Genomic DNA, 17,889 nt, shown 5'->3' on the forward strand with positions numbered 1-17,889 from the left:
TCATGGATAAACCAACCGGAGGGCCATGGCCATGGGACGTCTGACCCGCGTTCTTGTTGCCTTGACCCGCTGGGGCCTGGGCATCTGCGCCCTGTTGGCCGTGTTGGTGGCGTTGTATGTCAGCCTCGGTCGCGAACTGGTACCGCTGGTGGCGGAGTACCGTGCCGACGTTGAAAGCAAAGCCGAGCAGGCATTGGGTTTGCCCGTGCATGTGGGGGCTTTGGAAGGTCGCTGGAGTGGCCTGGCGCCGGTGCTGCGTGTGCGGGACCTGCAGGTGGGCGAGGGTGCCGCGGCCTTGCGCCTCGATGAGGTGAAACTGGTGCCCGACATGTGGGCCAGCCTGACCTCGCGCGAGTTGCGCCTGGCGCATATCCAGCTCGGTGGCCTGCAATTGATCCTGCGCGAGAACGAGCAGGGTGCATGGGCCCTCGAAGGCCTGCCGAAAAAAGACGACGCGCCTGTGGACCCGGCCGAGGTGCTGCAGCGCCTGCGCCAACTGGGGCGTATCGATGTGTTCGACAGCCAGGTCACCCTGCACCCCTGGCAGCGTGACCCGCTGACCCTCACCTACGTGAGCCTCGGCCTGCAAGCTGGCGCCTCGCGCCAGGCCCTCGACCTGCGCGCAACCTTGCCCGATGGCCAGCCGCTGGCGGTCAACCTGCGCAGCCGAGCAACGGCCAAGGCCTGGCGCGATGGCCAGGTCGAGGCCTACCTGAGCCTGCCGCAAAGCGACTGGGCGAACTGGCTACCACCTCGCCTGATGGGCCAGTGGCATTCAGAATCACTGCGCGCCGGTGGCGAATTCTGGGTCGACTGGAGCAGAGGGCAGCTGCAGCAGGCCGTGGTTCGCCTCAATGCCCCTCAGTTGCGCGGTGCCTACGCCGAGCGCAAGGCTGTCACCCTGGATAACCTGGCACTGTCCGCCTGGTTCCAGCGTCAGGATCAGGGTTTCGATGTGGTGGTCGATTCCCTGGCTGCCAACATCGGCAAAACCCGCTGGGAAACGCACCTGCAACTGCGTCAGCGGCCTGGCGAAGATCCTGCGGGTGAAAGCTGGCAGCTGCAGGCTGACCGTCTGGACCTGACCCCGCTGACCCCGCTGATCGACGCACTCGCGCCGCTGCCGGAGAAACTCAGGGCCGTGGTCGATGGGTTGAAGGTTACCGGCGCGGTGCGCAACGTGCGGCTGGAGGTGCGGCCCAAGGCTGAAGGCGACCAGCGGCTGCAATTCGCCGCCAACCTGGAGAAAGTCGGCTTCGATGCCTATCACGGTGCACCTGCCGCCGGTAATGTCAGCGGCAGTATCAGCGGCGACCTGGGGCACGGTGAACTGCGCTTGGATACTAATGCGTTCATGCTGCATCTGTACCCAATCTTCGCCAAACCCTGGCACTACCAGAAAGCCAATGCCCGGTTGACCTACGCCCTCGACAAAGACGGCTTCACCCTGATCGCCCCCTACCTCAAGGTACTGGGCGAAGAGGGCAGGATCGCCGGCGATTTCCTGATTCGCCTGCTGTTCACCGAAGGCGCCGAGAGCTACATGGACCTGCGCGTCGGCCTGACCGAAGGCGACGGTCGCTATACCGCCAAGTACCTGCCGGAGGTGCTCAGCCCGGCCCTCGACGACTGGCTGCGCAGCGCCATCGTCAAAGGCAATGTGGACCAGGGCTATTTCCAGTACCAGGGCTCGCTCAACCATGGCGCGACGCCGGAGGCACGCAGCATCAGCCTGTTCTTCAAGGTGCGTGACGCGGCGCTGGACTTCCAGCCTGGCTGGCCCCAGGTACAGCATGTCGATGGCGATGTGCTGATCGAAGACAGCGGCGTGCGCATCAAGGCCAGCAAGGGTCTGCTGCTGGACACCAAGGTCACTGATGTCAGTGTCGATATTCCCCACGTCGACGGCAATCAGCACAGCCACCTGTTCCTGGACGGTGATTTCGACGGCACGCTCGGCGATGGCTTGAAAATTCTCAAAGAGGCGCCGATCGGTACGGGTGAGATCTTCGCCGGTTGGGAGGGCGAAGGGCCGCTCAAGGGCAAGGTGAAGCTCGACATTCCCCTGGCCCATGGCGAGCGTCCGAAAGTGCAAGTCGACTTCGCCACTGCCAATGCCCGTCTCAAGGTAGCGCCACCGAGCTTGGACCTGAGCCGCCTGAAGGGTGATTTCAGCTTCGATTTCGACAAAGGGCTGAGCGGCAAGAACATTGCCCTGCAGGCGTTCGGCAAGCCGGTTACCGCGCAGATCACCGCCGAGGGGCAGGCCGGGCAGATGCAGACACGCATCAATGCCAAGGGCCAGGCATCGCTCAAGGCCCTGACCGATTGGTTGCAATTCAAGCAGGCGTTGCCTGCCTCGGGCGACCTGCCGTACCAGTTGCAAGTCAACCTGGGCAGTCGTGACAACAGCTTGAGCGTGAACTCGTCACTCCAAGGGCTGGCCATCGACCTGCCGGCACCGTTCGGCAAGGCCGCGCAGGATAGCCGCGACACCCGTTTCAGCATGAACCTGCAAGGGGCGGAGCGGCGCTTCGATGTTGCGTACACCGATGTGGCCCGTTTCACCTATGCCGCACCGGCGGACAAGCTGGGCCAGGGCCGTGGCGAGCTGCTGCTGGGTACCGGTGATGCGCAGCTGCCCGCTGGCGAGGGCCTGCGGGTACGCGGGCGCCTGGAAAAGCTGGACCTGGCACCTTGGCAGGAGCAGATGTCGCGCCTGGCCGGTAATGACCCGGGTGGCAATGCCCGGCAGAACCTGCAGAGCGTCGACCTCAGCATCGGTCAGTTGAAAGCCTTCGGCATGGACCTGAACCAGGCGGTGGTGCGTCTGGCACGCAGTGGTCCGGCCTGGAACCTGCGCCTGGACAGCAAGGAGGTGATCGGTAACGCCCGTCTGCCGGATGCCAAGGCCGCAGCGATGAACGTACGGTTGCAGACCTTGCGCCTGCCTGCTGCCGAGGTGACCCCGGCCCAGCCCGAGGAAGGCCCCGATCCGCTGGCGACATTCGACCCCCGCAAAGTCCCGGCGCTGGACCTGACCATCGACAAGCTGTACCGCGGCGACGACCTGTATGGCAATGCGGCGCTGAAACTGCGCCCGACCGCGCGCGGCGTGGCCGCGCAGGATATCGAGCTGGACTTCAAGGGGCTGCACGTCGACGGCAGCGGCGGCTGGGAGGGCAACCCCGGCGCGACCAGCAGCTGGTACAAGGGCCGCCTGGATGGCAAGAACCTCGCCGACATACTCAAGGCCTGGGGCTTCGCCCCCACTGTGACCAGTCGTGATTTTCGCCTGGACGTGGATGGCCGCTGGCCGGGTTCACCGGCCTGGGTAGGCCTCAAGCGCTTCTCGGGCAGCATGGATGCGGCCTTGCGCAGCGGCCAGTTCGTCGAAGTGGAGGGCAGTGCGCAGGCCCTGCGCGTATTTGGCCTGCTCAACTTCAACTCGATCGGCCGGCGCCTGCGCCTGGACTTCTCCGACCTGTTCGAAAAGGGCTTGGCCTACGACCGGGTCAAGGGCCTGCTAGTGGCCAGCGACGGGGTCTATGTGACCCGCGAGCCGATCACGGTGACCGGTCCATCGAGCAACTTCGAGCTCGATGGCACCCTGGATATGGTCCGTGACCGGATCGACGCCAAGCTGCAAGTGACGCTGCCGGTGACCAACAACCTGCCATTGGCGGCGTTGATCGTTGGCGCGCCGGCGGTCGGCGGGGCACTGTTCCTCGTCGATCGCCTGATAGGTGACCGGGTATCGCGCTTTGCCAGTGTGCATTATCGCGTCGAGGGGCCGTGGAAAGAGCCTAGAATCACCTTTGTGAAACCCTTCAACAAGTAGTCTTGGGAGTGCCCATGAAGGCAGCGGTAATCCAGATGGTCAGCCAGGACGATGTGCTGGCCAACCTGCAGCGGGCGGGCGCTCTGCTTGAACAGGCTGCCTTCGGCGGCGCACGCCTGGCGGTGCTGCCTGAGAACTTTGCGGCCATGGGCCGCAAGGACGCCGCCGCCATCGGCCTGGCCGAGGCGCTGGGCGAGGGGCCGATCCTGCCCTGGTTGAAGCGCACCGCCCGCGACCTCAGATTATGGATAGTCGCCGGCACTTTGCCGCTGCCGCCCGCAGATCGTCCCGAAGCGAAGGCCCACGCCTGCTCGTTGCTGATCGACGAACACGGGGAGGTGGTGGCGCGCTATGACAAGCTGCATTTGTTCGACGTCGACGTGGCCGATAACCGTGGCCGCTACCGCGAGTCCGACGACTATGCCCATGGCGCTCAGGTGGTGGTAGCCGATACACCGGTGGGGCGCGTGGGGCTCAGTGTCTGCTACGACTTGCGCTTCCCCGAGCTCTACAGCGCCTTGCGCGATGCCGGTGCGGAACTGATTACGGCACCTGCCGCGTTCACCGCGGTCACAGGGGCAGCGCACTGGGAAGTGCTGATTCGCGCACGGGCCATCGAAACCCAATGCTACCTGCTGGCAGCCGCCCAGGGCGGTACCCATCCAGGCCCGCGTGAAACCCACGGACATGCGGCGATCATCGACCCATGGGGGCGGATCGTCGCCGAACAGGCGCATGGCGAAGCGGTTCTGCTGGCCACGCGCGACACTGATGAACAAGCGTCCATACGGGCGCGCATGCCGGTGGTTTCGCACCGGCGCTTTTTCTCGCAGGGCGCCTTGCGGCCTGCGCACACCTCGGAGTGACTATGAGCCAGATGTTATCCACCGTCAGCGAGCAGCTCCTGGCCCCAGGCGGACTGACCCTGGACAGCCTGCAAGCTGTGCTGGGCGAGTTGGCCGGCCCAGGCATCGACGCCGCCGACCTGTATTTCCAGGGCCAGATCTCGGAAACCTGGGCGCTGGAAGACGGCATCGTCAAGGAAGGCAGCTTCAACCTGGACCAAGGCGTGGGCGTGCGCGCCCAGTCCGGTGAGAAGACCGGTTTTGCCTACAGCAACGCGATCAACCTCGAAGCGCTGACCTCGGCGGCGCGCGCTGCGCGTTCGATTTCCCGGGCCGGCCAGAATGGCAAGGTGCAGGCCTTCCGCAGCCAGGACGTGGCGGCCTTGTATGCGCCCGATAACCCGCTGGATGTGCTCAGCCGTGCAGAGAAGGTCGAGCTGCTCAAGCGCGTCGATGCCGCCACCCGTGCGCTGGACCCGCGTATTCAGCAGGTCACCGTGAGCATGGCAGGGGTCTGGGAGCGCATTCTGGTGGCGGCCGCCGATGGTAGCCTGGCCGCCGATGTGCGGCCGCTGGTGCGCTTCAACGTCAGCGTCATCGTCGAACAGAATGGCCGCCGCGAGCGCGGTGGCCAGGGCGGCGGCGGGCGTACCGACTACCGTTTCTTCACCGAAGAAAAGGTCATGGGCTATGCCCGCGAAGCGTTGCGCCAGGCATTGGTGAACCTGGAGGCGATCCCGGCGCCGGCGGGCACCTTGCCGGTCGTGCTCGGTTCCGGCTGGTCCGGGGTGTTGCTGCACGAGGCGGTCGGCCATGGCCTGGAAGGCGACTTCAACCGCAAGGGCAGCTCGGCGTTCAGTGGCCGGCTGGGCGAGAAGGTGGCGTCGAGCCTGTGCACCATCGTCGACGATGGCACCCTCGCAGGCCGCCGCGGCTCACTCAGCGTGGACGATGAAGGTACCCCGACCGAATGCACCACGCTGATCGAGAACGGCATTCTCAAGGGCTACATGCAAGACAAGCTCAATGCCCGCCTGATGGGTATGGCCGTGACCGGCAACGGTCGCCGCGAATCCTATGCGCACCTGCCGATGCCGCGCATGACCAACACCTACATGCGCGCGGGTGAAAGCGATCCGCAGGAAATCATCGCTTCGGTGAAGAAAGGCATCTACTGCGCCAACCTCGGTGGTGGCCAGGTGGACATCACCAGCGGCAAGTTCGTGTTTTCCACCAGCGAGGCGTACTTGATCGAGGACGGCAAGATCACCGCTCCGGTCAAAGGCGCGACGTTGATCGGCAACGGTCCTGAGGCCATGAGCCGGGTATCGATGGTCGGCAACGACCTGGCGCTGGACAGTGGCGTGGGCACGTGTGGCAAGGATGGGCAGTCGGTACCGGTAGGGGTTGGACAGCCGACCTTGAAGTTGGATGCCATCACCGTCGGTGGTACCGGCGCTTGATGACACGGGCTGCCTGTAGGAGCGGCCTTGCGTCGCGAAAGGGCCGCAAAGCGGCCCCACGGTCTCAGCGACACGGCAGAAATAGCCGGGGCTGCTGCGCAGCCCTTTCGCGACGCAAGGCCGCTCCTACACGCCAGCCTTCAGCGCAGGCCGCGCTGAATTTCGTCGAGGTCGCGGATGTACTTGAACACCTTGCGGGCAGCAGCGGGCGGTTTGTTCCGCGCTTTTTCGTGCTGGGCATGGCGAATCAGCGAACGCAGTTGCTGGCGGTCGGTGTCGGGGTACTCGTTGACGAAGCGCTCGAGGTCTTCGTCATTGCCGTCGATCAAGCGGTCGCGCCAGCGTTCCAGGTTGTGGAAACGCTCGTTGTACTGGCGGCTGGAGCTGTCGATCTGGTCGAGCACCGCATGGATGGCGTCCAGGTCCTGGTCGCGCATCAGCTTGCCGACGAACGACATGTGGCGTTTACGCGCGCCATGGGCGGTGTGCTTGCAGGCCTCGGCCAAAGCCTTGCGCAACTCGTCGGTCAGCGGCAGGCGCGCCAGGGTATCGGCCTTGACCGTGGTCAGGCGCTCGCCGAGTTCGACCAGCGCATGCAGCTCGCGCTTGATCTGGGTTTTGCTTTTTTCGCCGTCGAAGGCGTCGTCGTATGAATCAACCATGGTGGCAGTCCGCTAGAAATCGCCGCCATGATAACCAGTCGGGGGCCGCTTGTCCGGCCCGGTCGTAGAATGACCCTCGCCGAACGCAGAATTTGAGTGGAGAAAACCATGAGTGCAGTCCAGAGCGTAGGCCCCAAGGACCTGCCAGCGTTGCAGGAGCAGGTCGAAGCGATCATCGCCGAGGCGCGCCGGCAAGGTGCCAGCGCCTGTGAGGTGGCGGTGTCGCTGGAGCAGGGCCTGTCCACCACGGTGCGCCAGCGTGAAGTCGAGACGGTCGAGTTCAATCGCGACCAGGGCTTTGGTATCACCCTCTATGTCGGCCAGCGCAAGGGCTCGGCCAGCACCTCGGCCAGTGGCCCGGATGCGATCCGCGAAACCGTTGCCGCCGCCCTCGCCATTGCCAAGCATACTTCCGAGGATGAATGCTCGGGCCTGGCCGATGCCGCGCTGATGGCCCGCGAGATTCCCGACCTCGACCTTTACCATGACTGGGATATCGAGCCGGAGCAGGCGATTGAAATGGCGTTGACCTGCGAGGCCGCGGCGTTCGACGCCGATCCGCGCATTCTCAATGCCGATGGCACGACCTTGAACACCCACCAAGGCTGCCGGGTATACGGCAACAGCCATGGTTTCATCGGCGGTTACGCCTCCACCCGACACAGCCTGAGCTGCGTGATGATCGCCGAGGGCGATGGGCAGATGCAGCGTGACTACTGGTACGACGTGAATCGCCAGGGCAACCTGCTGGCCGACCCACGCAGCATCGGCCTGCGTGCCGCGCAGCGCGCCGCCAGCCGCCTCGGTGCTCGCCCGGTACCGACCTGCGAGGTGCCGGTGCTGTTTTCCGCCGAGCTGGCCGGGGGCCTGTTCGGCAGCTTCCTGTCGGCCATTTCCGGCGGCAACCTGTACCGCAAGTCGTCGTTCCTCGACGGCGCCATGGGGCAACGCCTGTTCCCCAGCTGGCTGACCCTCGATGAACGTCCGCATATTCCTCGCGCGCTGGGCAGCGCTGCGTTCGATGGTGATGGCCTGGCAACCTATGCCAAGCCGTTCGTCGACAAAGGCGAGCTGGTGTCCTACCTGCTGGGCACCTATTCCGGGCGCAAGCTGGGGCTGCCGAGCACGGCGAATGCCGGCGGTGTGCACAACCTTTATGTCACCCATGGTGTGGAAGACCAGGCGGCGCTGATCCGCCGCATGGGGCGTGGTCTGCTGGTGACCGAGTTGATGGGCCATGGCCTGAACATGGTGACCGGGGACTACTCCCGTGGTGCGGCGGGCTTCTGGGTGGAGAATGGCGAGATCCAGCATGCCGTTCAGGAAGTGACCATTGCCGGCAACATGAAGGATATGTTCCAGCAAATTGTCGCCATTGGTAGCGATCTTGAGACCCGCAGCAATATTCACACAGGGTCGGTGCTGATCGAGCGGATGACGGTCGCCGGCAGCTGATTCTTCTCTGTACCGGCCTCATCGCGGGCAAGCCCGCTCCTACAGATACTCCACCGTACCTGTAGGAGCGGGCTTGCCCGCGATGAGGCCGGTACATTCACTGCAAATTCGAGCTGATTTACAGAACCCGGCCCCGCGCCGGGTTTTTTACTTTCGTCGCACCCTACTTGAAGTGATTCTATTTATCACTTAATAATGAATATCATTATCCAGTAACCCCGGCGATGATGTTCATGAAACCCGTCCTGCGCGAACTGCCCTACCTGGAAAACTGGCGCTGGCTCAGCCGGCGCATCCGCTGTGCGCTCGAACCCGACGAGCCACGCCTGATCGAGCACTACCTGGCCGAAGGCCGCTATCTGGTGTGCTGCACCGAAACCTCGCCATGGACGGTGGCATTGACCGCTTTCCGCCTGCTCCTGGATACCGCCAGCGATCGCATGTTGCCGTGGCATTGGCGCTGCTTGTGCCTCGACCAGGCCTGGCGCCCATTGCTCGACCTGCGCAATCTCGATCGCCGCGAACAGAACCAGCGCTGGCAGCCCTATGCACTGCAACTGGCCAATTGCCGGTTGCTGCCGTCGATTTCTCCCGATGAACTGATGCAAGGATTTGATGATGAGTGATACCCGTATCGAGCGTGACAGCATGGGCGAACTGCAGGTGCCGGCCCAGGCCCTGTACGGCGCCCAGACCCAGCGCGCGGTCGACAACTTCCCGATCAGCGGGCAGCGCATGCCGGCCCAGTTCATTCGCGCCTTGCTGCTGGCCAAGTCTGCGGCAGCCAAGGCAAACATCGAACTGGAGCAGATCTCGGCAGGGCAGGGCCAGGCTATCGTCAAGGCAGTCGAGCAGCTGTTGGCAGAAGGCTTCATCCAGCACTTTCCGGTGGAAGTGTTCCAGACCGGCTCCGGCACCAGTTCCAACATGAACGCCAACGAGGTGATTGCCACGCTGGCCAGTCGCGTACTCGGCGAGCCGGTAAACGCCAACGACCACGTCAACTGTGGTCAGAGCAGCAACGACATCATCCCCACCACCATTCACGTCAGTGCCGCGCTGGCCCTGCATGAGCAATTGCTGCCGGCGCTGCGCCACCTGGTGCAGGTGATTGAAAGCAAGTCGGCGCAGGTGCATCAGTACGTGAAAACCGGCCGTACCCATCTGATGGATGCGATGCCGGTGCGCATGAGCCAGGTCCTCGATGGCTGGGCAGCACAGATCAACGGCGCCAAGGCGCACCTAGAAGCCACGCTGCCGAGCCTGCAGGCCCTGGCCCAGGGTGGCACCGCCGTGGGCACCGGCATCAACGCCCACCCGCAATTCGCTGCCTGCTTCGCGCGTCAGCTCAGCGCATTGACCCAGGTCGAGTTCACCCCCGGCCAGAACCTGTTCGCCCTGATCGGCTCCCAGGACACTGCCGTGGCGTTGTCCGGCCAGCTCAAGACCACCGCCGTGGCACTGATGAAAATCGCCAACGACTTGCGCTGGATGAACTCCGGCCCGCTGGCCGGCCTTGGTGAAATCGAACTGCAAGGTCTGCAGCCGGGTTCTTCGATCATGCCGGGCAAGGTCAACCCGGTGATCCCTGAGGCCACTGCCATGGTTGCCGCCCAGGTGATCGGCAACGACGCAACCATCGCGATTGCCGGCCAGTCGGGCAACTTCGAGCTCAACGTGATGCTGCCGGTCATCGCCCGCAACCTGCTGGAGAGCATCGAGCTGATGGCCAATGCCAGCCGACTGCTGGCCGACAAGGCCATCGCCAGCTTCAAGGTCAACGAGGGCAAGCTCAAGGAAGCCCTGGCGCGCAACCCGATCCTGGTCACTGCGCTGAACCCGATCATTGGTTATCTCAAGGCCGCCGAGATCGCCAAGACCGCCTATCAGCAGGGCCGGCCGATCATCGACGTGGCGCTGGAGCACACCGATCTGTCGCGCGACCAGCTCGAAGCGCTGCTGAACCCGGAAAAACTCACCGCTGGCGGCATCTGACCCGCGTCAGCGCCCAGGAGATACGCCATGCAGCACTGGAAACGCACCACGCAAGCTGCCAACCGCCTGTTCGAGCAGGGCGAGCTGGTGGACGCCCGGGAACATTACCTGCAAGCCTTGGCCCTGGCTCAGGTGCTGTTCGAGCGCTGGCATGACGTCGACGAAGCGGTGGCGGCCTTCGTCATCGCCCACCACAACCTGGCCGACCTGCACCTGCGCCTGAACCAGCCGCATGAAAGCGCCGACTACCTGTGCGCTGCGCACCAGCGTTTGCTGCAGGCCAGCCAGGAGCCGCGTCTGTCGCAGGCGTTGCGTGATGCAGCGCTGCGCCACAGCGGGCGCACCTACACCGAGTTGCTCAGTTTCATCGCCGAGTACGGCCAGTACCCGCGTACCGAGCGCTTGCTCAACCGCCAAGCCCCGGGGGGCAGCGAACTGGCCACCCAGGGTGAAGCGGCACCTCGAACCCCCGTCTACGGAATCCATTGACATGCCCTATACCTTGCCTGCGTTGCCCTATGCCTACAACGCGCTGGAACCGCACATCGATACCCAGACCATGGAGATCCACCACACCAAGCATCACCAGACCTACGTCAACGGCCTGAACGCGGCCGTCGAAGGGACCGAATGGGCCGAGTGGCCGGTCGAGAAGCTGGTCGGTGCGGTCAAGCAATTGCCGGAAAAGCTGCAAGGCGCGGTGGTCAACCATGGTGGCGGCCATGCCAACCACTCGCTGTTCTGGACCATCATGTCAGCGCAGGGCGGTGGCCAGCCGCAGGGGCAGATGGCCAAGGCCATCGAGGCCGAGCTGGGTGGTTTTGAAGCGTTCAAGGATACCTTCACCAAGGCCGCCCTGACCCGGTTCGGCAGTGGTTGGGCCTGGCTGAGCGTTACCCCGCAAAAGTCGCTGGTGGTGGAAAGCAGCGGCAACCAGGACAGCCCCTTGATGCACGGTAATACGCCGATTCTTGGCCTTGATGTCTGGGAGCATGCCTACTACCTGAAGTATCAGAACCGTCGCCCGGAATACATCGGCGCCTTCTACAACGTCATCGACTGGGCGGAAGTGGAACGTCGTTATCTCGAAGCCCTGAAGTGAGTCGATCCGGTATGCGCTCGGAGGTGATGTCTGTCAGTAGTGTGCGCCTGTTCCGGTTGGCAATAGGTACGCTGCTGCTATTGGTCGGCACGGCTCTGCTGATGGCGCGGGGTATTGCCTGGCTGGACCTGGAGCCGCGCATGCTGCGCGCCCTCGAGGGTGGCGCACTGTGTGCGCTGGGTACGGCGCTGGGTGCTGTACCGGTGTTGGTGATTCGCAACATGCCGGTGGCCCTGGCCGATACCTTGTTGGGTTTCGGTGCCGGCGTGATGCTGGCGGCCACCGCGTTTTCCTTGATCATTCCGGGGCTCGACGCTGCCCGGTCAATCGGTTTCAGCCCGTGGGGCGCGGGTGGCTTGATCAGCTTCGGCTTGCTGTTCGGAGCGTTGTGCCTGTTCGCCGTCGATTTGAAGGTGTCGGGCGCATCGCCCGAGGCGCTGGTCGGTAATGATCGGCAACCCGTGATTGCGGCGCGGATCTGGCTGTTCGTGATCGCCATCATTGCCCACAACATTCCCGAAGGCATGGCCATCGGCGTATCGGCCGGTGGTGGCATGGCCGATGCCGACAGTCTGGCGATGGGCATTGCCTTGCAGGATGTGCCCGAGGGACTGGTGATTGCGCTGGTGCTGGCGGGGGCGGGCATGCCGCGGTTCAAGGCGTTTCTGATCGGGGCCGCATCGGGCCTGGTGGAGCCGTTGGCGGCGGTACTGTGTGCCTGGCTGGTGAATTTTGCCGAGATGCTGCTGCCGTTGGGCCTGGCTTGTGCAGCGGGGGCGATGTTGTTGGTGGTGACCCAGGAGATCATCCCCGAGTCGCGCAGCAATGGGCATCACCGGCTGGCCAGCCTGGGGCTGTGCATCGGCTTTTGCCTGATGATGGTGATGGATACGGCGATGTCTTGAATTGGATCTACTGGCCCTATCGCCGGCAAGCCGGCTCCCACAGGGTCAGGCAGCGAGTGCGATTCCTGTGGGAGCCGGCTTGCCGGCGATAGGGCCATTGTAGTCAGCCAGGATGCGAGCGAGTTACTCGCCTTCGTCGAAATAGTTGTTGATCAACGCCACCAGCGCTTCAAGCGCTTCGTTGTCCTGCTCCCCTTCGGTATGCAGGTGCACCTGGGTGCCTTTGCCCGCCGCCAGCATCATCACGGCCATGATGCTCTTGCCGTCCACCAGCTTGTCTGGCGCACGCCCCACCCGCACCTGGCAAGGGAAGCGCCCGGCCACGCCAACGAACTTGGCTGCCGCCCGGGCATGCAGCCCCAGCTTGTTGATGATGGTGATTTCGCGGGCGGGCATCGTGGGGCGGATCCTGTGGGCTAGAGGTCGCGGTGGCGGACCTGGACGTTTTTCAGAGACTGCTGCAGCAACTTCCCAAGGCGTTCGGTGATATAGACCGAACGGTGGTGACCGCCAGTGCAGCCAATGGCGATGGTGACATAAGCGCGGTTGCTGGCAGCGAAGCGTGGCAGCCATTTGAGCAGATAGCTGGAAATGTCGGTGAACATTTCCTCGACGTCCGGCTGAGCGGCGAGGTAGTCGATGACCGGCTGTTCGAGGCCGGAGTGCTCGCGTAGCTCGGGCTTCCAGTACGGGTTGGGCAGGCAGCGTACATCGAACACCAGGTCGGCATCGACCGGCATACCGCGCTTGAAACCGAACGACTCGACCAGGAAAGCGGTGCCTGGCTCGGGTTGATTGAGCAGGCGCAGCTTGATCGTGTCGCGCAGTTGATAAAGGTTGAGGCTGGTGGTGTCGATCTTCAGGTCGGCGAGATCGGAGATCGGCCCCAACAGCTCGCTTTCCACGCGGATCGCCTCGGCCAGCGAGCGGTCGGCGTTGGTCAGCGGATGGCGACGGCGGGTTTCGGAGAAGCGCTTAAGCAGCGTTTCTTCGTCGGCATCGAGAAACAGCACATCACACTGGATATGGCGGCCGCGGGCTTCGGAAAGCAGTTCGGGGAAGCGTGACAGATGGCTGGGCAGGTTGCGCGCATCGATCGAGACGGCCACTTTCGGTTGCAGCAGCTCGGTGTTGATCAACGCATTCTCCGCCAGTTGCGGCAGCAAGCCGGCCGGCAGGTTGTCGATGACGTAAAAGCCGTTGTCTTCCAGCACATCGAGGGCGGTACTCTTGCCGGAGCCGGACCGGCCACTGACGATGATCAGGCGCATGTTCAGTGCTCGTTCTGTGCGTCCAGGACAACCTGGAACAGGGCCTCGCTGCTGTGGGCGGCACGCAGGCGCTCGCGAACTTCCTTGCGGTCGAGCATGCTGGCGATCTGGCGCAGCAGTTCCAGATGGGCATCAGTAGCAGCCTCCGGCACCAGCAGGACGAACAACAGATCGACCGGCGCGCCATCGATGGCGTCATAGTCGATCGGAGCATCCAGGTGCAGCAGGGCGCTGACGGGTGAAGAACACCCTTCAAGCCGGCAGTGGGGAATGGCGATGCCATTGCCGAAGCCAGTGGAGCCAAGCTTTTCCCGCGCGATCAGCTTTTCGAAGACGTCTTGCATCTCCAGCTCGGGTACTTGTTCGGCAATCAGGTTGGCGACCTTTTCAAGGGCGCGCTTCTTACTGCCGCCCGGCACGTTCACCAGGGAACGGCCGGGGGTCAGGATAGTTTCAAGTCGGATCATGGATGAGGGGGATCAGCGGGCGGCTGCACCTTGCAGCAAGCTTTGCTGTTTTTCCTTGTGTTTTTTCAGTTGGCGGTCGAGCTTGTCGGCCAAGGCGTCGATCGCTGCATACATGTCTTCGTGTTCTGCGTTGGCAACCACTTCGCCGCCGGGAATCTGCAGGGTCGCTTCGACCTTCTGCTGCAGCTTCTCGACTTTCATGATGACCTGCACGTTGGTGATCTTGTCGAAGTGACTCTCCACCCTGGCGAGCTTTTCCAGCACGTAATCGCGTAGCGGCTGGGTGACTTCTACATGCTGTCCACTGATATTGACTTGCATACAGCTTCTCCTTTGTTGCCCGTGCATAAAGAGGCAGGTATTGCACCTGCCCCACAAACGCTGTGGCACACCCAGGGGCTACATCAGTCGCTTGCGCTCGCTCGACGGTGCGATGCCGAGGGACTCGCGATACTTGGCGACGGTGCGACGGGCTACCTGGATGCCTTGTGCCTCCAGTAAACCAGCGATCTTGCTGTCACTCAATGGCTTTTTCTGATTTTCCGCCGCAACCAGTTTCTTGATGATCGCGCGGATCGCCGTGGACGAGCATTCTCCGCCTTCGGCGGTGCTGACGTGGCTCGAGAAAAAGTATTTCAGTTCGTAGATGCCGCGAGGCGTGTGCATGTATTTCTGCGTGGTGACACGCGAAATGGTCGACTCGTGCATGCCTACCGCTTCGGCGATATCGTGCAGTACCAGCGGCTTCATCGCTTCGTCACCGTGGTCGAGGAAACCACGCTGGTGCTCGACGATCTGGGTGGCCACCTTCATCAGTGTTTCATTGCGGCTCTGCAGGCTCTTGATGAACCAGCGTGCCTCCTGAAGCTGGTTGCGCATGAAGGTGTTGTCGGCGCTGGTGTCGGCGCGGCGGACGAAGCCGGCATACTGCGGGTTGACCCGCAGGCGCGGGATCGCTTCCTGGTTCAGCTCGACCAGCCAACGCTCGCTGTCCTTGCGCACGATCACATCAGGCACCACGTATTCAGGTTCGCTGGACTCGATCTGCGAACCCGGGCGCGGGTTGAGGCTCTGCACCAGCTCGATCACCTGACGCAGTTCGTCTTCCTTGAGCTTCATGCGGCGCATCAGCTGGCTGTAGTCGCGGCTGCCGAGCAGGTCGATGAAATCGCTGACCAGGCGCTGGGCTTCGCTCATCCAGGGTGTGCTGGAGGGTAGCTGGCGCAGCTGCAGCAGCAGGCATTCGCCGAGGCAGCGGGCGCCGACGCCGGCAGGTTCGAACTGCTGGATGCGGTGCAGCACAGCTTCGATCTCGTCGAGTTCGATATCCAGTTCCGGGTCGAAGCCTGCGCAAATCTCTTCGAGCGTGTCTTCCAGGTAGCCCTGGCCGTTGATGCTGTCGATCAGGGTGACGGCGATCAGGCGATCGGTATCGGACATCGGTGCCAGGTTCAGTTGCCACAACAGGTGGCTCTGCAGGCTCTCGCCGGCCGATGTGCGGGTGGTGAAGTCCCACTCGTCGTCATCGTTGCTCGGCAGGCTGCTGGCGCTGGTCTGGTAGATGTCTTCCCAGGCGGTATCGACCGGAAGCTCGTTGGGGATTCGTTCGTTCCACTCACCGTCCTCCAGGTTTTCGGCACTGCTGGTGCTTTCCTGGAAGCTGTTGTCCTGGACTTCGGTAACCGGCTTGTTTTCGGCGTTGTCCGCCATCGGGTCACTGTTGTCGAAGTCTTCGCCGTCTTCCTGACGTTCGAGCATCGGATTGGACTCCAGCGCTTCCTGGATTTCCTGCTGCAGGTCCAGGGTGGAAAGCTGGAGGAGGCGGATGGCCTGTTGCAACTGAGGAGTCATCGTCAGTTGCTGGCCCATTTTTAGGACGAGCGATGGTTTCATGGCTGGGGCTAAATACCTTGTTCGCCGGCGCGCATGCGCCATCCACTACATGAGGGCGCCGGAGCGCCTAATTCAAGCAAGTTTTATGCCTTAAATTGTAGCGTTTGCCTAGAGCGCTGTAACAACTTAAGCCCCGTCAGGAGCGGTTTGCCAGTGCTCCAGGCACATCTGGGCTCAGAGTCGGAACTCGTGACCCAGGTAAACTTCCTTGACCAGGTCGTTGGCCAGGATGGTCTCGGCATCGCCCTCGGCGATCAGCTGGCCATCGTTGACGATGTAGGCGGTTTCACAGATATCCAGGGTCTCGCGGACGTTGTGGTCGGTGATCAGTACACCGATGCCCTTAGCCTTGAGGTGGTAGATGATCTGCTTGATGTCGCCAACGGAAATCGGGTCGACGCCGGCAAAGGGTTCGTCCAGCAGGATGAACTTCGGTGCGGTCGCCAGTGCGCGGGCAATCTCGACGCGGCGGCGTTCGCCACCAGACAGGCTCATGCCGAGGTTGTCGCGGATATGGCTGATATGGAACTCCTGCAGCAGGCTTTCCAGCTCCTTGCGCCGGCCGTCACGGTCGATGTCCTTGCGCGTTTCGAGGATCGCCATGATGTTGTCGGCCACTGACAGTTTGCGGAAGATAGAAGCTTCCTGCGGCAGATAGCCGATACCGGCGCGGGCACGGCCGTGCATCGGCTGATGGCTGACATCGAGGTTGTCGATCAGAACCCGGCCCTGATCGGCCTGGACCAGGCCGACGATCATGTAGAAGCAGGTGGTCTTGCCGGCGCCGTTGGGGCCGAGCAGGCCGACGATCTGGCCGCTGTCGATCGACAGGCTGACGTCGCGCACGACTTGCCGGCTTTTGTAGCTCTTGGCCAGGTGCTGGGCTTTGAGGGTTGCCATTTACTCGGCCTTCTTCTTCGGCTGGATCACCATGTCGATGCGCTGACGTGGTTGAGTCACGTTGCCACCGCGACCGGCGGTCGCAACCTGGGACTTGGTGTTGTAGACGATCTTCTCGCCTTCGGTGGTGTTGCCTTCGTTCTCGACCTTGGCACGGTCGGTGAGGATCACCGTGTCTTTCTGTGCCTGGTACTGGATGGTCACGGCCCAGCCCTTCATCTTGTCAGGCTTGGCGGTGCTCTGCTGTTGCTCGAAGTAGGCCAGGTTGCCCACCGAGGTCACCACATCGATGTCGCCGTTGGCGGCGCGGGTCATGGTCACGGTGTTGCCTTTGATCATCATCGAGCCTTGGGTGATGATCACGTCACCGGTGTAGGTGGCCACGCCTTGCTTGTCGTCCAGGTGCGCGTTGTCGGCCTGGATGCGGATAGGCTGGTCACGGTCGGTCGGCAGGGCGAAGGCGCTCGCGCTTCCCAGTGCTGCGCTCAGGCTGAGCAAAAGGGGGAGGGTTTTAACGAGCCTCATACTGTCCTCTTACGTTAGAGAGCAGGTCCATCCTGCCTTCTTTCAAATACGCTTTCATTCCCTTGCCCGTGGTCGTGCCACCGGCGCCGTCGATTCTAACGGCTTGCTCGGTCTGCGCATATTGCTTCTGTGGGAATACGGTCATGCGCGAGCTGGTAATGATGGTTTCGCGCTGTTTTTCGTCAGTGCGTGCGACACGCACCTTGTCAATCAGTTCGACTTCGCTGCCGTCGGGGTTGACCTCGGCGCGTACGCTCTGCACGTGCCACGGGTACTCGGTACCGCGGTACATGTGCAGGTCGGGCGTGGTCACCAGTGTGACTTCGCTGGCCTTGAGGTGTTCGACTTTGTCGGCGGTCATTTCGTACTGCAGCTTGCCATCGGGAAGAAACTGCAGGCTATGGGCGTTGATCGCGTAATAGTCGATGGCGCTTTCATCAACCTGCGCCACGGGCTGGTCGAGGAAGCTTTCAGGGCTGACATTCCAGTACCCGATCGCCACCAGCAGGGCAGCGATCAGCGCGAGCAGCACAATATTGCGGGCTTTCTTGCTGAACATGTTCGG

General features: G+C 62.9%; 18 protein-coding genes. 9 read left to right on the forward strand and 9 right to left on the reverse strand.

Annotated features, from left to right (window positions below; all coding sequences use genetic code 11):
• Positions 1 to 25 precede the first annotated feature (25 nt).
• From ACIPZG_RS01130 to tldD, 3 genes are read left to right on the forward strand one after another with little or no spacing between them, the layout of a single operon-like run.
• The gene (locus ACIPZG_RS01130) at positions 26 to 3,841 is read left to right on the forward strand and encodes a YhdP family protein (RefSeq protein WP_400709348.1); all 3,816 of its coding nucleotides are present in this window, start codon (positions 26 to 28) and stop codon (positions 3,839 to 3,841) included.
• Between the two features lie 14 nt (positions 3,842 to 3,855).
• Positions 3,856 to 4,707: a carbon-nitrogen hydrolase family protein gene (locus ACIPZG_RS01135; RefSeq protein ID WP_400709351.1), complete on the forward strand. Its 852-nt coding sequence runs from the start codon at positions 3,856 to 3,858 to the stop codon at positions 4,705 to 4,707.
• A gap of 2 nt (positions 4,708 to 4,709) precedes the next feature.
• Positions 4,710 to 6,149, forward strand: a complete 1,440-nt coding sequence (gene tldD / locus ACIPZG_RS01140; protein ID WP_400709354.1) for a metalloprotease TldD — start codon at positions 4,710 to 4,712, stop codon at positions 6,147 to 6,149.
• A gap of 140 nt (positions 6,150 to 6,289) precedes the next feature.
• Here the strand turns inward: tldD and yjgA are convergent, their stop codons facing one another.
• Positions 6,290 to 6,811: a ribosome biogenesis factor YjgA gene (yjgA, locus tag ACIPZG_RS01145; RefSeq protein ID WP_400709357.1), complete on the reverse strand. Its 522-nt coding sequence runs from the start codon at positions 6,809 to 6,811 to the stop codon at positions 6,290 to 6,292.
• A gap of 108 nt (positions 6,812 to 6,919) precedes the next feature.
• Here yjgA and pmbA point away from each other — a divergent pair, with 108 nt between their 5' ends.
• From pmbA to ACIPZG_RS01175, 6 genes are all read left to right on the forward strand, one after another.
• Entirely contained in the window at positions 6,920 to 8,266 is a 1,347-nt protein-coding gene (gene pmbA, locus ACIPZG_RS01150; protein ID WP_008092498.1) for a metalloprotease PmbA, read from the forward strand.
• A 224-nt stretch (positions 8,267 to 8,490) separates the two neighbouring features.
• Positions 8,491 to 8,892 (forward strand): FagA protein, encoded by a 402-nt coding sequence (locus ACIPZG_RS01155; protein WP_400709360.1) that lies wholly within the window; start codon positions 8,491 to 8,493, stop codon positions 8,890 to 8,892.
• Complete coding sequence (locus ACIPZG_RS01160) at positions 8,885 to 10,261, forward strand: class II fumarate hydratase (RefSeq protein ID WP_400709363.1); 1,377 nt, start codon at positions 8,885 to 8,887, stop codon at positions 10,259 to 10,261. Before ACIPZG_RS01155 ends, ACIPZG_RS01160 begins: the two co-directional genes overlap by 8 nt.
• Positions 10,262 to 10,288: 27 nt before the next feature.
• Positions 10,289 to 10,750, forward strand: a complete 462-nt coding sequence (locus ACIPZG_RS01165; RefSeq protein ID WP_400709366.1) for a hypothetical protein — start codon at positions 10,289 to 10,291, stop codon at positions 10,748 to 10,750.
• Between the two features lies 1 nt (position 10,751).
• Complete coding sequence (locus ACIPZG_RS01170; protein WP_400709369.1) at positions 10,752 to 11,363, forward strand: superoxide dismutase; 612 nt, start codon at positions 10,752 to 10,754, stop codon at positions 11,361 to 11,363.
• 11 nt (positions 11,364 to 11,374) lie between these two features.
• Entirely contained in the window at positions 11,375 to 12,268 is an 894-nt protein-coding gene (locus tag ACIPZG_RS01175) for a ZIP family metal transporter (RefSeq protein WP_400710846.1), read from the forward strand.
• A 123-nt stretch (positions 12,269 to 12,391) separates the two neighbouring features.
• Here ACIPZG_RS01175 and ACIPZG_RS01180 read toward each other — a convergent pair whose 3' ends face one another.
• The 8 genes from ACIPZG_RS01180 to lptC form a co-directional block, all read right to left on the reverse strand.
• Positions 12,392 to 12,664: an HPr family phosphocarrier protein gene (locus ACIPZG_RS01180; RefSeq protein WP_008092485.1), complete on the reverse strand. Its 273-nt coding sequence runs from the start codon at positions 12,662 to 12,664 to the stop codon at positions 12,392 to 12,394.
• A gap of 20 nt (positions 12,665 to 12,684) precedes the next feature.
• Positions 12,685 to 13,539 carry an RNase adapter RapZ gene (gene rapZ / locus ACIPZG_RS01185; RefSeq protein ID WP_400639134.1) on the reverse strand — a complete coding sequence of 285 codons (855 nt, stop codon included), beginning with the start codon at positions 13,537 to 13,539 and terminating at the stop codon, positions 12,685 to 12,687.
• A 2-nt stretch (positions 13,540 to 13,541) separates the two neighbouring features.
• The gene (gene ptsN / locus ACIPZG_RS01190; RefSeq protein WP_008092481.1) at positions 13,542 to 14,006 is read right to left on the reverse strand and encodes a PTS IIA-like nitrogen regulatory protein PtsN; all 465 of its coding nucleotides are present in this window, start codon (positions 14,004 to 14,006) and stop codon (positions 13,542 to 13,544) included.
• Positions 14,007 to 14,018: 12 nt separating this feature from the next.
• Positions 14,019 to 14,327, reverse strand: coding sequence for a ribosome hibernation-promoting factor, HPF/YfiA family (hpf, locus tag ACIPZG_RS01195; RefSeq protein WP_003255135.1), 309 nt, complete (start codon positions 14,325 to 14,327; stop codon positions 14,019 to 14,021).
• Positions 14,328 to 14,405: 78 nt separating this feature from the next.
• Positions 14,406 to 15,899, reverse strand: a complete 1,494-nt coding sequence (locus ACIPZG_RS01200) for an RNA polymerase factor sigma-54 (protein WP_400709372.1) — start codon at positions 15,897 to 15,899, stop codon at positions 14,406 to 14,408.
• A 174-nt stretch (positions 15,900 to 16,073) separates the two neighbouring features.
• Entirely contained in the window at positions 16,074 to 16,799 is a 726-nt protein-coding gene (lptB, locus tag ACIPZG_RS01205) for an LPS export ABC transporter ATP-binding protein (RefSeq protein ID WP_008092472.1), read from the reverse strand.
• A complete protein-coding gene (lptA, locus tag ACIPZG_RS01210; RefSeq protein WP_008092470.1) occupies positions 16,800 to 17,324 on the reverse strand; it encodes a lipopolysaccharide transport periplasmic protein LptA in 525 nt (174 codons plus the stop codon).
• Positions 17,311 to 17,883: an LPS export ABC transporter periplasmic protein LptC gene (gene lptC / locus ACIPZG_RS01215; RefSeq protein ID WP_400709376.1), complete on the reverse strand. Its 573-nt coding sequence runs from the start codon at positions 17,881 to 17,883 to the stop codon at positions 17,311 to 17,313. The genes lptA and lptC overlap by 14 nt, the downstream gene beginning before the upstream one ends.
• Positions 17,884 to 17,889 lie beyond the last annotated feature (6 nt).

It is taken from the genome of Pseudomonas sp. NPDC089395, assembly GCF_044749525.1.
Classification (GTDB): Bacteria; Pseudomonadota; Gammaproteobacteria; order Pseudomonadales; family Pseudomonadaceae; genus Aquipseudomonas.